Here is a 13,361-nt window from a genome sequence, read left to right as displayed (position 1 = left end):
CTATTCGGCCCAGTGCACGACGGCACCGTCGAGAATGGCGTTGACCGGCGCCTCGGAGGTCGGCAGGCCTTGGGCTTTGTGAAGCACGTCCCGCTTCTCGGAGCCATAGACGAGGACGTGTTTCTTGAGCGCACCGTCCAGAACGTGTGCACTCAGCGTAATTCTTGGCTCCTGTGCCCCCGGAGCGCGCATCGGCAGGAGGATCGGCGCGTTCGGCGCCAGCGCCTCCTCGAGCTTGTCGGCACCGGGGAAGATCGAGGCGGTATGCATGTCCGCCCCCATGCCCAGCAAAACTACCGCGAGCGGCAGCGCCGGCTCGATGTCGGCGGCAAGCTCCTCGAGCTTGCCCTCCGGGGCCTCGGCCTCGGCGTAGAGCGGCAGGAAACGCGCGGCGGCGGCGCGGTCGGTCAGCAGCCGTTCGCGCAGGAGCCGCGTGTTCGACCGCTCGGACGTTTCGGGAACCCAGCGCTCGTCGGTCAGCATGACATCGACGCGCGACCAGTCGAGATCGGCGGCGCAGAGCGCGTCGAACACGGGCCCCGGCGAGGTGCCGCCGGGCACCGCGATGGCGGCGCGCTCCTGGTGGGCAAGCGCCGCGCGCAGTTCGCCGGCGATCTGGTTTGCGAGATCCATCGCCAGCATCTCGCGGTCCGGATAATCGCGGAAGTCGTAGTTCATATCTTGATCCCTCTCCAGCGGCGACCGTCGCGGTTGATGAGGAAGGCCGCATCATCCGGACCGCCGCTGCCGGCGTCGTAAGGTTTCGGGCTGTCGCCGCGGCGTTCCCAGCCCTCGATCAGCGGGTCGGTCCAGGCCCATGCGGCCTCGACCTCGTCGCCCCGCATGAAGAGCGTCTGGTTGCCGCGGATCACGTCCATGATGAGACGTTCGTAGGCGTCTGTCACCTCTTCCGCGTCCGGTCCCAGCGCATCGGCGAAGGACATGTCGAGCGGCACGTCGACCAGCCGCATGCCACCCGGCCCTGGCTCCTTGATGGTCACGCCCAGCGTCATGCCCTCGTCGGGCTGCAGCCGGATCGACAGCACGTTGCGGTGACGCCCCGAGTCGATGCCGAAGATCGAGTGCGGCGTCTCCTTGAACACCACCGCGATCTCCGAGGCGCGCGCCGAGAGGCGCTTGCCGGTGCGCAGGTAGAACGGCGTGTTCGCCCAACGCCAGTTCGAGATGTAGCACTTGAGCGCGATGAAGCTCTCGGTCTTCGAGGTCGGGTTCTCGGCATCCTCGCGGTAGGAGGGCATCGAGCCGTCCGAGGTATACTGGCCACGCACGATCTGGTCGGGGTCGACCGGGTCGAGCGCGCGGATCACCTTGAGCTTCTCGTCGCGCACCGCGTCGGCCTCGAACTGTGCCGGCGGCTCCATCGCGATCAGGCAGAGAAGCTGCATCAGGTGGTTCTGCACCATGTCCCGCATCGCACCGGAATGGTCGTAGTAGGAGCCCCGCCCGCCGACGCCCACGGTCTCGGCCACGGTGATCTGGATGTGGTCGACGTATTGCGCGTTCCAGAGCGGCTCGAACAGCATGTTGCCGAAGCGGACCGCCATGAGGTTCTGCACCGTCTCCTTCCCGAGGTAGTGGTCGATCCGGTAGATCTGGTCCTCGTAGAAGTGCTGTGCCAGTTCCTCGTTCAGCGAGCGCGCGCTTTCCAGATCGTGGCCGAAGGGCTTCTCGACGACGATCCGGGTCTCGCGATCGGCCAGCCCGTTCTCGCGCAGCTGCTCGGCGAGCGGCCCGAAGAGGCTCGGCCCCACCGAGAAGTAGAAGGCCCGCACAAGCCCCTCCTCGTCGCGCAGCAGCGCCTTCATCTCCTTCCAGCCGCCATCACCCATGGCGTCGACGGCGACATAGTGGAGATGCTTCAGGAACGCCTCGACGGCGTGCTTGTCCTCGGCGTGCTTCTTGCCGAACTCGGCCAGCGCATCACGGACGAGATCGCGATACTCGCTCTCGGACATCTCGGAGCGGGCCGCACCGATGATGCGGCTGTCGTCGGGCATCTGGCCCGCGCAAAAGCGCCGGAACAGCGCGGGGAGGATCTTGCGGCGGGCCAGGTCGCCGGTCCCCCCGAAAATGACAAGATCAAACGGATCGACGGGAATGACGCGGGATACCATCTCTGGCGTAACTCCGATTCTGTTCATTTCAGCTTCGTTAGCGCTAACCGCAGCGCTTACCTAGACCAATGTTGCGGCGGAGTCTAACACCGAGGCATCCGGCGGCAACGCCTGACGGCAGAAAAGGCTGCACCGGCGTGCATTTGCGCGTCGCCGGCAATGCCGCTTGAACGCGGGGGGGCCACATGCCACCTGTGTCGCGACACTAGGCAGAGGATTTCATGGCGCAGCGCATCATCATCGACACCGATCCCGGACAGGACGACGCGGTCGCCATCCTGCTGGCCCTCGCCTCTCCCGACGAACTCGAGGTGCTGGGCATCACCGCCGTCGCCGGCAACGTGCCGCTCGAGCTCACCGCGCGCAACGCCCGCATCGTCTGCGAACTGGCCGGCCGGCCCGACATGCCCGTGTTCGCCGGCTGCGACCGCCCGCTGCGCCGTCCGCTTGTGACCGCCGAGCATGTCCACGGCAAGACCGGGCTCGACGGTCCGGTGCTGCCCGAGCCGACCATGCCGCTGCAGGAGCAGCACGCCGTCGACTTCCTGATCGAGACGCTGCGCCGCGAACCCGAGGGCTCGGTCACGCTCTGCCCGCTGGGCCCGCTCACCAACATTGCCACCGCCTTCGAACGTGCGCCCGACATCATCGGCCGTGTCGGTCACATCGTGCTGATGGGCGGCGCCTACTTCGAGGTCGGCAACATCACCCCGGCGGCCGAGTTCAACATCTACGTCGATCCCGAGGCGGCCGAGGTCGTGTTCCGCTCGGGCGTTCCGCTCACGGTGATGCCGCTCGACATGACGCACAAGGCGCTGGTGACCAAACCCCGCAACGATGCCTTCCGCGCGCTCGGCACCCCGGTCGGACAGGCGGTCGCGCAGATGACCGACTTCTTCGAGCGCTTCGACCGTGAGAAATACGGCTCGGAGGGCGCGCCGCTGCACGATCCCTGCGTCACCGCCTTCCTGCTCGACCCCGACCTGTTCACCGGGCGTCACATCAACGTCGAGATCGAGACCGTCTCGGAGTTGACCCGCGGCATGACCGTGGCCGACTGGTGGGGGGTCACCGACCGACCACGCAATGCCACCTTCATCGGCGATCTCGACTCCGACGGCTTCTTCGCCCTGCTGACCGAAAGGCTCGCCCGGCTATGAAATCGCTTCATCTCGCCGGCCCCGAGGACCTGGGCCGTCTCGTCACGCTGGTGTCGGCCTTCCACTCCGAGCAGCGCCTCGAGGTCGACTACGCCACCGTCGAGGCGGCGCTCACGCCGCTGCTCGAAGGCCAGCCGGTGGGCGCGGTGTGGCTGATTGGTCCGCGCAAGGCGCCGGTTGGCTACGTCAGCGTCAGCTTCGGCTGGAGCCTGCGCCACGGCGGTCTCGATGCCACCATCGACGAGCTCTACATCCGCCCCGCCGTGCGTCGTCGCGGCATGGGCGGCGAGGCGCTGCACCAGCTCACCCAGGGGTTGCGGCAGGCCGGCGTGACCGCGCTTCGCCTTGCCATCGAGCCCGGCGACGAGCGCCTCGACCGGTTCTTCCGCCGCGCCCGGTTCCAGGAGCACGCGCGCAACCGGCTTCTCACGCGGGTGTTCTGAACAGCGCGCCACGCGGCCCTTTTCGATCCCGCCCGCACTGACTATCTTTCCGGCATGACCCTGCATATTCCCTTCGACAACAGCTACGCACGGCTGCCCGCCGATTTCTACACCCGCCTCAAGCCCGAGCCGGTGCCGGCGCCGAAGCTCGTTGCGTTCAACGAGCCGCTGGCGGAAGAGCTGGGCATCTCCGGCACCGACGACCCGAGGCTCGCGCCGGTCTTTGCCGGCAACGTGATGCCAGACGGGGCCGAGCCGCTGGCACAACTGTATGCAGGGCACCAGTTCGGGGGCTTCTCGCCGCAGCTCGGCGACGGGCGCGCGCATCTTCTGGGCGAGGTGGTCGACCGCAGTGGCCACCGCCGCGACATCCAGCTCAAGGGCTCGGGGCCGACGCCCTACTCGCGCCGTGGCGACGGCCGCGCATGGCTCGGCCCGGTGCTGCGCGAATACGTGGTGAGCGAGGCGATGCATGCGCTCGGCGTGCCCACCACCCGCGCGCTCGCCGCCGTGCGCACCGGCGAGGACATCCTGCGCGAACGCCCCCTGCCCGGCGCCATCCTCACCCGCGTCGCGCAAAGCCACATCCGCGTCGGCACCTTCCAGGTGTTCTCGTCGCGCGGGCAATACGACGCGCTCCAGACGCTGTTCGAATACACCTGCGAACGGCATTATCCCGACGTTGAAAGCCCCGACGCGCTGTTGCAGGCGGTCTGCGACCGGCAGGCGGCGCTCGTCGCGCATTGGATGAGCCTCGGCTTCATCCACGGGGTGATGAACACCGACAACTGCACGCTTTCGGGCGAGACCATCGATTATGGCCCCTGCGCCTTCATGGATCGCTACGACCCGCAGCAGGTATTCTCTTCGATCGACCGCTATGGCCGCTACGCCTATGCCGCGCAGGCCGAGATCGCGGTCTGGAACATGGCGCAGCTCGCCACCGCGCTGGTGCCGCTGATGCCCGACGCCGACGACGCGGTCGCCCGCTTCACCGAGATCGTGCACGGCATGGCCGATACGCTTCAACGCGAATGGATGTCACGTTTCGCCGCCAAGCTCGGCATCGCCACGCCGGCCGAGGGCGACGGGCCGCTGATCAGCGAGTTCCTCGCGCTGATGCACAAGGGTCAGGCGGATTTCACCAATGCCTTCCGCGGGCTGCTGTCCGACGATGCGCGCGACCAGTTCACCGACCGCGACGCCTTCGACGCGTGGGAGACCCGCTGGCGCGCGCGCATCGCCTCCGAGGACGATCCCGAGGGTCTGATGCGCCGCTCGAACCCGGCCTTCATTCCGCGCAACCACCGCATCGAGCAGATGATCGCGGCGGCGGTCGAGGGCGACGAGCGTCTCTTTCATCACCTGAACGCGGTGCTCGCGCGGCCCTACGACGACCAGCCCGAGGCCGAGGAGCTGCGCCGTCCGCCCACCGAGGCCGAGGTCGTGCCCGCGACCTTCTGCGGCACCTGATCCGACCGGCGCCTAGCGCCGGTTGATCAGTACGATGCCTAGCGCCACCAGCACCAGCGCACCAAGGAACTGCGGCCCCACCGGCTCGTCGAGCAGCAGCCAGCCGAGCCCGACCGCCAGCACCGGCGACAGGAAGCTGAAGGCCGCGACGTCCGAGGCCCGGTAGCGCTTCATCAGCGACAGCCAGGCCAGGAAGCCGAAGCCCACGACGATCACGCCCTGGAATCCGAGGCCCGCGATGTGCAGTGCACCCGGCGCGCGCAGCAGCGGCCCGAAGAGCGGCGCGATCAGCAGGAGCAGCACCGCCGAGGGCAGCTGCTGCCACAGAAGCTGCGCTTCGGCAGACATCTCCGAGGCCCGTGTGACGCGGACGGTCAGCGCGATGCCGGCCCAGAGGATCGCCGCGGCAAGGGCCATGAGGTCGCCGTGCCAGTCGCCGGCGCTGCGGCTCCGCGGATCCCACAGCGCCCATGCCACCCCGGCCATCGCCAGCAGCAGTCCCGCCAGTCGCACGGCACTGAGGCGTTCACCGGGCAACAGCAGATGCGCGGCGAGCGCCAGCCAGACCGGCATCGAGTAGAACACGATCGAGGCGCGCGACACCGTGGTCAGGTCGAGCGCCTGGAACAGCATCACGAACTCGGCGCTGAACAGCAGCCCCAGAAGCAGGCCACCCCCGATGCTCTGCCACATGCCACGCAGTGCACCGCGCTTGCGCAGGGCCACCCACGCCAGCAGCACCACCGCCCCCAGGACCGAGCGCAGCCCGGCCGCGAACACCGGCGAGAACCCGGCGTTGGTAATCTTGATGACGACCTGATTGAAAGCCAGCAGCGCCGAGAACATCACAAGCCCCGAGGCGCCGGCCATGTCCATGGACCTGCGTTCGCTCATGCGCTTCAGTCCACCGCGCCGCGCCCGAGGTCAACCCCGTGTCTTCCGTGGGAGATTTCCCTTCACCCGCCGCGCCGCATTTGCCAAGCTGCCCGCAACCGCACGGCAAAGGAGGATGCGCAGGATGGGTCTCATGGGAACACTGGCGAAGGTCGCCATCGGATACGCCGCCGCGCGCGGCGTCGACCGGATGTCGGGCGGCACGGGGCTGGGCGGTCTCGCCGGCGGCAAGGCACAGCTCAAGGGCTCGGAGCCGGGCACCGCACAGCAGGCGCAGATCGGCCAGATGTTCGGCGGCGGCGCTGCCAACCCCTTTCAGGACATGGTGGCCAAGCTGCAGCAGGGCGGGCTCGGCGCGATGATGGGCGGCAGCGGCACCACGGGCGCCATGGGCTCGGGCGCCGGTCTCGCGGGGCTGCTGTCGGCCGCGGGCAGCGCGGCGGCCATGGGCGGCAAGAACATCGGCAGCATGATCGACCAGTTCAACGCGGCCGGCACCACGCCCGGCGGCACCGAGGCCGAGGAAACCGCCGCGCTGATGCTGCGCGCGATGATCCAGGCCGCCAAGTCCGACGGCGAGATCGACGCCAGCGAGAAGGCCCGCATCCTCGATACCGTCGGCGAGGACGCCACGGCCGAGGACATCGCCTTCGTCAAGGAACAGCTTGCCGCGCCCGTCGACCCCGAGGGGCTTGCCGCCGACACGCCCGAGACGCAGCGCCCGCAGGTCTATGCCGCCTCGCTGATGACCATCGTCGCCGACACCGACGAGGAAGCCGAGTATCTCGACCGGCTGGCCAAGGCGATGGGGCTTTCCGAGCTTGCAGTGAACCAGCTTCACATGCAGATGGGTGTGCAGCCGCTCTACACATGAGCCCGCTTTTTTCGCAGACCAGCCCCGTCCGGGCCCGGCACGGCCCGGGCGGGGCCTGTCTTTGTTTCGCGCCCGGAAAGGATCCGCCATGCAACGCTCCTCGTCCTACGGCATCGCGCTCGCCACCTTCGGCGCGCTGGTGCTGACCCCCGATGCGCTGCTCATGCGGCTCTCGGGAATGGACGGGATGCACATGCTCGCGTGGCGCGGGCTTTGTGTCGGCGCGGTGTTCTGGCTTTGCTGGCTCCTGTCCCGCCCCGCGCCCGGCGCGCTGCGTGGCGTGATCCGCCCGGCCGGGCTGGTGCTGGTCGCGGCGCAGTTCCTCAACGCGACGCTCTTTCCCGTGGGCATCGCCGCTGCGCCCGTCTCGGTGGTGCTGCTGAGCGTGGCCACGGTGCCCGTCTGGGCCGCGCTGCTGTCGCGCATCTTCCTCGGCGAGCCCACGAGCCGCGCGACATGGGCCACCATCGTTGCCGTGCTCTGCGGTATCGGCATCGCGGTCTCCGGCAAGGGCGACGTCGCCGTCAACGCTGCCGCCGTCACCGGCGCGCTCTGCGGGCTGGGCGTGGCGGTCACGCTTGCGAGCACCTTCGTCACGCTCCGCCGCAGTCCCGAGCTGCCGCTGTTGCCGGCGCTGGGAACGGGTGCCTTCCTGGCCGGGCTCACCGGGCTCGCGGTCACCGGGCCGGCGCAGATGACCGAGGGCAACGTTCTGGCGATCCTCGTCACCGGTGTCGCGATCCTGCCAGCCTCGTTCTTCTCGCTGTCCTCGGCCTCGCGCTACACGCAGGCGGCCAACGTCAGCCTGCTGATGCTGCTCGAGACGGTGCTCGGGCCGCTGTGGGTCTGGCTTGGGCTCGGCGAGGCACCGACGCCGCGGATGCTGGCGGGCGGCGCGATCGTGATCGTGAGCCTTGCGCTCTATATCCTGACGCCGCGCCTGCTGCGCCGGGCGCCGCGCCGCCGCCCGGCCTGACCAGTCCTCAGCCGAGGCTGATGTTGACCCGGCGGTTCTGACGGCCCTTGTTCTCGATCTTGCCGAGCCGAATGGTGCCGATCTCGCCGGTGCGCGCCACGTGGGTGCCGCCGCAGGGCTGAAGATCGACCTGCCCTGCCCCTTCGCCGATCCGCACCAGCCGCACCCGACCGCTGCCGCGCGGCGGCCTGACGCTCATCGTCCTGACCAGTTCGGGGGTCGCGTCGAGAACCTCTTCATCGACCCAGTCGGCGCGGACCACCAGATCGCGGTCAACGAGATCGTTCAGCGTCTGCTCGATGGCCTCGCGGTCCTCGGGCGGCTCAGGCATCGCGAAATCGAGACGACCCGAGCCCGCCGAGATCGACCCGCCGGTCACCGGCAGCGGGATCACCACCGACAGCAGGTGCAGCGCGGTGTGAACCCGCATGATCCGGTGCCGGCGCTCCCAGTCGATGTGCTGCGAGACCTGAACGCCGACCGGCGGAAGCGGCGCGGGTTCCGCGGGCACGAGCGCCACGGCGTCATCTCCGACGGGCACGGCGGTCGCGATGATGAGCGACTGCCCCTGCCAGTCGATCCGGCCGCTGTCTCCGGGCTGGCCGCCGCCTTTGGCGTAAAACACCGTCCGGTCGAGCACGATGCCGCCCTCGGGCGTGTGCTCGAGCACCCGGCCCATGGCATCCCTCAGGTAGGAATCCTCGCGGTAGAGACGCTCGGTCATCGTCCGCCCCCATCACCGTCGCCATGTCCGTGGCCGTCACCGTCATCGCCCGCGCGTCCCGCCGGCATCTGCTCGGTCGTGGCGCTCTGCTCCGAGGACGCACCCGGGGCCGGTTTCCCGTCGGCGGGCTTGTCCGTGGCGTCCTCGCGGTTGCCGACGAGCGCCTCGGGGTTGCGCAGCCAGACGTCGCGCTGCGCAAAGGGAATCTCGATCCCTTCCTCGGCGAAGCGGCGCGCGATCTCGTGGTGGAAATCCGAGATCACGTCGAGCTTGTGGCCGACATCGCGGATGATCGCGCGGATCACGAAATCGAGCGAACTGGCGCCGAAGCCTTCGAAGGTGATCATCGGTTCGGGGTTCAGCAGCACCATCTCGTGCTGCTGGACGATGCGCCGCAGGATGCTTTCAACCTTCCTGGTGTCGGACCCGTAGGCCACGCCCACGTTGACGACGACACGCCCGATGACGTTGCCGCGCGTGTAGTTGGTCACGGTGCCGGCGACGAAATCGGTGTTCGGCACGATCAGGTCGGTGCGGTCGAAGGTCTCGATCCGCGTCGAGCGAACCGAGATGTCCTTGACGATGCCGTGGTTGCCGTTGACCTCGATCCAGTCGCCCTCGGAGATCGGGCGCTCGATCAGCAGGATGATGCCCGACACGAAGTTCGACACGATGTTCTGAAGGCCGAAACCGATACCAACCGAAAGCGCGCCGGCGACGATGGCGAGCGACGAAAGATCGAGCCCCGCAGCGGTGATCGCGATCAGCGCCGCGAGCACGACCCCGAGATAGCCCAGCCCCGAGACGATGGCGTTCTGCCCGCCCGGGTCGATCTTGGTCTTCGGCAGGATGGAGCTGCGCAGCCCGCCCTGCAGCAGCCGGGTGAAGGCGTAGCCGATGGCGAAAACGAGGATGAACGTCAGGAAGTCCATCGGCGAGATGCGCGTGTCTCCGAAGGTGAAGCCTTCGCGGAAGCGGGCCCAGAGCTCGGTGAGGTCCGCGACCCGCGCGCCCCAGATCAGCGCCAGAGCGGGCAACGCGAGCAGCAGCAGCACCAGCCCGGCCAGCACCGGCGCAAGGCTGTCGGCCGCCTGCGCGCTGCGGCCGGTGATGAGCTCGTAGAGATCGTTCACGAAGCGCTGCAGCACCAGCACCAGCGCCAGCACGGCCAGCGTCTTCACCGCCGGGTAGACCATCGCCTGCCCCACGGCATCGTAGCCGATGGCGGACATGATCGGGCCGGCAATCGCCAGCACGATCGCCACCCGCCCGATGAGCCGCGCAAGGCGGAGCCGGAAGCTCGACCCTTCGAGCAGGGTGCCTTCGGTCGCCGTATCGGGGGTGAGCTGGGTCAGGATGTGGCCCAGCCGCGACAGCATCAGCGCGCAGAGCAGCAGCACCGGGAAATCCAGCACCACCTGCGTCTCCTCGGAGAACAGGAAGATGTCTCCGACCGTCTGTCCGACCGACCGAAGCACCAGCAGCACCGCGAGGAAGTTCGCGTAGTAGCGCGCCTCGAGCCGGCGGGCATGGGGAAGCGGCAGCGTCGCCACGTCCTCGTTGCGGTTGAAGGTCTGATCCGCCAGCCAGCGAATGTAGAGCAGCGCGCCGCCCCACCCGGCGAGCATCGTCAGCAGCCGCTGACCGCTGACGCCCATGACGCCGGTGGCCTGCAGCGCGGCGCTGAGCGCGACGAGCCCGAGGAACGGCAGCACGATCCCGGCCAGCGAGGCAAGGAAGCCCCAGACTCCGCTGCCGCGTCGCGTGCGTTTCCGCAGCCAGTCGATCAATCGGTTGACCCAGACCGGGCCGCGAATGACAAGAAGCGCCGCCAGCGCCAGCAGCAGCAGGATGATCGGAAGGTTGCTGCGCAGCTCGATCTGCTTGATGCCGGACCCGAGGTTCTGCTTCAGTTCCGACCAGAGCGAATGACCGGCTCCCATCACCGACCCGATCGCCTCTCTCCAGAGCGCCGGGTTCAGCGGCGAGGGGCCGAGCTCCAGCAACGCATCGGCCTGCCGGCTGCGGATGATCTCGTCGATCTCGCGGATCAGCCCGTCGGCCTGAGTGTAGGCTTCCTCGGCGCGCCGAACGGGGGCCTGCAGGCGTTGCAACTCGTCGTTGAGCTCGGCCCGCCGGTCGGCGATCTCATCGGGCTCGCTCTCGCCCTCGGGCGGTGGGTCCCCAAGCGCCGAGAGCTGCGACTGCAGCGTCTGGATCCGCGTGGCGTTGGTGCTCTCAGCACGCAGGAAATCATCGCGCCAGCCGGCGATGGTGCTGCGCAATTCCTCGAAGGCCTCGGTCGAGGCCTCGCTGTTGTCGATAGACTGTTCCGCCCGGGTGACGACCTGCGACCAAGACTCGTAGTCGAGATCATCCCCCTGCGCGGACAGCGCGCCCGCGCTCAGTGCAAGAAACAGGGCGACGCAAGCGGCTGTCAGCCAGCGGAAGATCGGTGTCATGCGTCCTCGAACACACCCGGGATGGAGCTTGGCGCGCGATCGAGCCACGACGGAACCGGCAGCCCCTTGTCCTTGAGGAACTCGGGGTTGAACAGCTTCGACTGGTAGCGGTTGCCGTAGTCGCAGAGCACGGTGACGATGGTGTGGCCGGGGCCCATTTCCCTGGCCATGCGGATCGCGCCGGCCAAGTTGATGCCCGACGAGCCGCCAAGGCAGAGGCCTTCTTCCTGAAGCAGGTCGAAGACGATCGGCAGCGCCTCGTCATCCGGCACCTGATAGCAGTAGTCGGGCGTGAAGCCCTCGAGGTTGGCGGTGATGCGCCCCTGCCCGATGCCCTCGGTGATCGAGGTGCCCTCGGCCTTGAACTCACCGCTGGTGTAGTAGCTGTAGAGCGCCGCGCCCATCGGATCGGCAAGACCCACCTTCACGCCCTTGGGCTGCAGTGCCTCGGCGACGCCGGCCAGAGTGCCGCCCGAGCCCACCGCGCAGATGAAGCCGTCGACCTTGCCACCGGTCTGGTCCCAGATCTCGGGGCCGGTCGTTTCGACGTGGGCGCGGCGGTTGGCAACGTTGTCGAACTGCTGGGCCCAGATCGCACCATGCTCCGACGTCTTGGCCATCTGCTCGGCCAGACGACCGGAGTAATGCACGTAGTTGTTGGGGTTCTTGTAAGGCGCCGCCGGCACCTGCACGAGCTCCGCGCCGGCAAGACGGATCATGTCCTTCTTTTCCTGGCTCTGGGTCTCGGGAATTACGATGACGGTCTTGTAACCCATCGACGCCCCAACGAGCGCAAGCCCGATGCCGGTGTTGCCGGCAGTGCCCTCGACGATGGTGCCGCCCGGCTCGAGCAGGCCGCGCTCGACCGCGTCGCGGATGATGTAATACGCCGCGCGGTCCTTCACCGACTGGCCCGGATTCAGGAACTCGGCCTTGCCGAGAATCGTGCAGCCGGTCATTTCGCTCGCCTTGCGCAGCTTGATGAGCGGCGTATGTCCGATCAGTTGCGCCAGATCCTGTGCCACGCGCATGGGCGCTCTCCCTTATTCGTCGGTCTGGCCTAGAGGTTTAGGGCGGCCCCCCCCGGAACTCAAGCGTTGCGGCGCAGCTCTTCACGGTGGCGTGCCAGCCAGAAGAGCATCATCACCAGCGGGCCCACGTTGATCTCGCCGCTGTCGATCAACTCCATCGCGCGGTCGAAGGAGATGACGTGGTTGCGGATGTCCTCGTGCTCCTCGTCGAGACCGGCGAGGCCGTTGTCGTCCTCCGACAGGTCGCAAAGGCCGAGGAAGCAATGGAAGAACTCGGTGGTGTAGCCGGGCGAGGCATAGATCTTCACCATCGGGCGCAGTTCGCGCAGCTTGAGGCCCGCCTCCTCCTCGGCCTCGCGCAGGGCGCAGGTTTCGGGCGTCTCGCCCGAGTCGATGAGTCCCGCCGCAGGTTCCAGAACCAGCGGGAACGGATCACCCCGCAGCACCGGACCGTAGCGCAGCTGTTCGATCAGAAGCACCCGGTCGGTCGCCGGGTCGTAGGGCAGCACCAGCGCGGCGTCATAGGCAATGAAGCCCTCGCGGCTGATGGTTTCCGACATCGTGCCATCGAACCGGCGATGCCTCAGATCAAACGCACGCAGCCGGAAGAACCCCTCGAATCCGGGCCGTTCACGCACGATCTCGACCGTATCCAGCCCGCGATCCGAGCGCAGCTCGTGGGGTGCGCCATCCTGCGCGAGCTGCTGCGCCCATGCCCGCGAGGTTACGAAGGGCCGCAGCTGGTTCATCGTTTCGAGGTCGGTGCTGCCGAACTGCGCCATGATCTCGCGCGCTGCCTGACAGGCGAGCACCGCCCAGCCTCGTGCCCATGCCTCGGGGTCGAAGGGCCCGTCGCCGTGCTCGGGGGTTGCCTTGCGGCAGGCGACCATGGCCGACCGGGACGTGCCTTCGACGGATACGGTCATTTCGCGCAGCCCGTTGTCGAACCCGCCAAGGTAGTATTCGAGCCGGGCCAGATCCTCGTTCGGCAAGTCCCGCAGAAAGACCCCGGGCGCTTGTTCACCCGGCACGGCGCGCAGCGCGGTCGCCGGAACGGCACGGTCGGGCAAGGTGACAACGGCATGATCGGTCAGCGTCGCGGGGCGCGCCTCGACCGGGCGGCCAAACACGATCTCGAGAAGCGGCGGGTGGCACAGCGTCCCGAACAGGAAGAGGTTGGGCAATCGGA

12 protein-coding genes are annotated in these 13,361 nt (G+C 68.1%); 5 read left to right on the top strand and 7 right to left on the bottom strand.

Annotation, left to right across the window (positions count from 1 at the left end):
* Both pgl and zwf read right to left on the bottom strand, forming a co-directional pair.
* The gene (gene pgl, locus D6860_RS12025; RefSeq protein WP_076624731.1) at positions 1-678 is read right to left on the bottom strand and encodes a 6-phosphogluconolactonase; all 678 of its coding nucleotides are present in this window, start codon (positions 676-678) and stop codon (positions 1-3) included.
* Positions 675-2,135: a glucose-6-phosphate dehydrogenase gene (gene zwf / locus D6860_RS12020; protein WP_017467747.1), complete on the bottom strand. Its 1,461-nt coding sequence runs from the start codon at positions 2,133-2,135 to the stop codon at positions 675-677. The genes pgl and zwf overlap by 4 nt, the downstream gene beginning before the upstream one ends.
* A gap of 221 nt (positions 2,136-2,356) precedes the next feature.
* On the opposite strand from zwf, the gene D6860_RS12015 reads away from it, so the two are divergent.
* From D6860_RS12015 to D6860_RS12005, 3 genes are read left to right on the top strand one after another with little or no spacing between them, the layout of a single operon-like run.
* Positions 2,357-3,295 carry a nucleoside hydrolase gene (locus D6860_RS12015; RefSeq protein ID WP_076624732.1) on the top strand — a complete coding sequence of 313 codons (939 nt, stop codon included), beginning with the start codon at positions 2,357-2,359 and terminating at the stop codon, positions 3,293-3,295.
* Positions 3,292-3,738 carry a GNAT family N-acetyltransferase gene (locus tag D6860_RS12010; protein ID WP_076624733.1) on the top strand — a complete coding sequence of 149 codons (447 nt, stop codon included), beginning with the start codon at positions 3,292-3,294 and terminating at the stop codon, positions 3,736-3,738. Before D6860_RS12015 ends, D6860_RS12010 begins: the two co-directional genes overlap by 4 nt.
* A 54-nt stretch (positions 3,739-3,792) precedes the next feature.
* Entirely contained in the window at positions 3,793-5,211 is a 1,419-nt protein-coding gene (locus tag D6860_RS12005) for a protein adenylyltransferase SelO (protein WP_076624734.1), read from the top strand.
* Between the two features lie 12 nt (positions 5,212-5,223).
* On the opposite strand, the gene D6860_RS12000 is transcribed toward D6860_RS12005, so the two are convergent.
* Positions 5,224-6,105 carry a DMT family transporter gene (locus D6860_RS12000; protein ID WP_076624735.1) on the bottom strand — a complete coding sequence of 294 codons (882 nt, stop codon included), beginning with the start codon at positions 6,103-6,105 and terminating at the stop codon, positions 5,224-5,226.
* 133 nt (positions 6,106-6,238) lie between these two features.
* On the opposite strand from D6860_RS12000, the gene D6860_RS11995 reads away from it, so the two are divergent.
* Together D6860_RS11995 and D6860_RS11990 are read left to right on the top strand one after the other, a co-directional pair.
* Complete coding sequence (locus D6860_RS11995) at positions 6,239-6,979, top strand: DUF533 domain-containing protein (protein WP_229743295.1); 741 nt, start codon at positions 6,239-6,241, stop codon at positions 6,977-6,979.
* An 88-nt stretch (positions 6,980-7,067) separates the two neighbouring features.
* Positions 7,068-7,955 carry a DMT family transporter gene (locus D6860_RS11990; protein WP_076624737.1) on the top strand — a complete coding sequence of 296 codons (888 nt, stop codon included), beginning with the start codon at positions 7,068-7,070 and terminating at the stop codon, positions 7,953-7,955.
* A gap of 7 nt (positions 7,956-7,962) precedes the next feature.
* On the opposite strand, the gene D6860_RS11985 is transcribed toward D6860_RS11990, so the two are convergent.
* Genes D6860_RS11985 through D6860_RS11970 form a run of 4 tightly spaced genes read right to left on the bottom strand, consistent with a single transcriptional unit; the run spans position 7,963 to position 13,356 of the window.
* Positions 7,963-8,679: an alanyl-tRNA editing protein gene (locus D6860_RS11985; RefSeq protein ID WP_076624738.1), complete on the bottom strand. Its 717-nt coding sequence runs from the start codon at positions 8,677-8,679 to the stop codon at positions 7,963-7,965.
* Entirely contained in the window at positions 8,676-11,141 is a 2,466-nt protein-coding gene (locus D6860_RS11980) for a DUF3772 domain-containing protein (protein WP_076624739.1), read from the bottom strand. Before D6860_RS11980 ends, D6860_RS11985 begins: the two co-directional genes overlap by 4 nt.
* On the bottom strand, positions 11,138-12,172 hold the full coding sequence (locus tag D6860_RS11975) for a cysteine synthase A (protein WP_076624740.1): 1,035 nt from the start codon (positions 12,170-12,172) through the stop codon (positions 11,138-11,140). The genes D6860_RS11980 and D6860_RS11975 overlap by 4 nt, the downstream gene beginning before the upstream one ends.
* Before the next feature lie 59 nt (positions 12,173-12,231).
* Complete coding sequence (locus D6860_RS11970; RefSeq protein WP_076624741.1) at positions 12,232-13,356, bottom strand: NUDIX domain-containing protein; 1,125 nt, start codon at positions 13,354-13,356, stop codon at positions 12,232-12,234.
* Between the last annotated feature and the right edge of the window lie 5 nt (positions 13,357-13,361).

The sequence above is a fragment of the Salipiger sp. D13 genome (genome assembly GCF_003703915.1).
Classification (GTDB): Bacteria; Pseudomonadota; Alphaproteobacteria; order Rhodobacterales; family Rhodobacteraceae; genus Salipiger; species Salipiger profundus.
This window is presented reverse-complemented; position numbering and strand designations above follow the sequence as displayed.

What these genes read in the sequence shown, in the direction of transcription:
- D6860_RS12000 (WP_076624735.1), bottom strand. Translation starts at nt 6,105, where the DNA reads ATGAGCGAACGCAGGTCCATGGACATGGCCGGCGCCTCGGGGCTTGTG.
- D6860_RS12010 (WP_076624733.1), top strand. Translation starts at nt 3,292, where the DNA reads ATGAAATCGCTTCATCTCGCCGGCCCCGAGGACCTGGGCCGTCTCGTC.
- D6860_RS11995 (WP_229743295.1), top strand. Translation starts at nt 6,239, where the DNA reads ATGGGAACACTGGCGAAGGTCGCCATCGGATACGCCGCCGCGCGCGGC.
- D6860_RS12005 (WP_076624734.1), top strand. Translation starts at nt 3,793, where the DNA reads ATGACCCTGCATATTCCCTTCGACAACAGCTACGCACGGCTGCCCGCC.
- D6860_RS11990 (WP_076624737.1), top strand. Translation starts at nt 7,068, where the DNA reads ATGCAACGCTCCTCGTCCTACGGCATCGCGCTCGCCACCTTCGGCGCG.
- D6860_RS11975 (WP_076624740.1), bottom strand. Translation starts at nt 12,172, where the DNA reads ATGCGCGTGGCACAGGATCTGGCGCAACTGATCGGACATACGCCGCTC.
- D6860_RS11985 (WP_076624738.1), bottom strand. Translation starts at nt 8,679, where the DNA reads ATGACCGAGCGTCTCTACCGCGAGGATTCCTACCTGAGGGATGCCATG.
- D6860_RS12015 (WP_076624732.1), top strand. Translation starts at nt 2,357, where the DNA reads ATGGCGCAGCGCATCATCATCGACACCGATCCCGGACAGGACGACGCG.
- pgl (WP_076624731.1), bottom strand. Translation starts at nt 678, where the DNA reads ATGAACTACGACTTCCGCGATTATCCGGACCGCGAGATGCTGGCGATG.
- zwf (WP_017467747.1), bottom strand. Translation starts at nt 2,135, where the DNA reads ATGGTATCCCGCGTCATTCCCGTCGATCCGTTTGATCTTGTCATTTTC.
- D6860_RS11980 (WP_076624739.1), bottom strand. Translation starts at nt 11,141, where the DNA reads ATGACACCGATCTTCCGCTGGCTGACAGCCGCTTGCGTCGCCCTGTTT.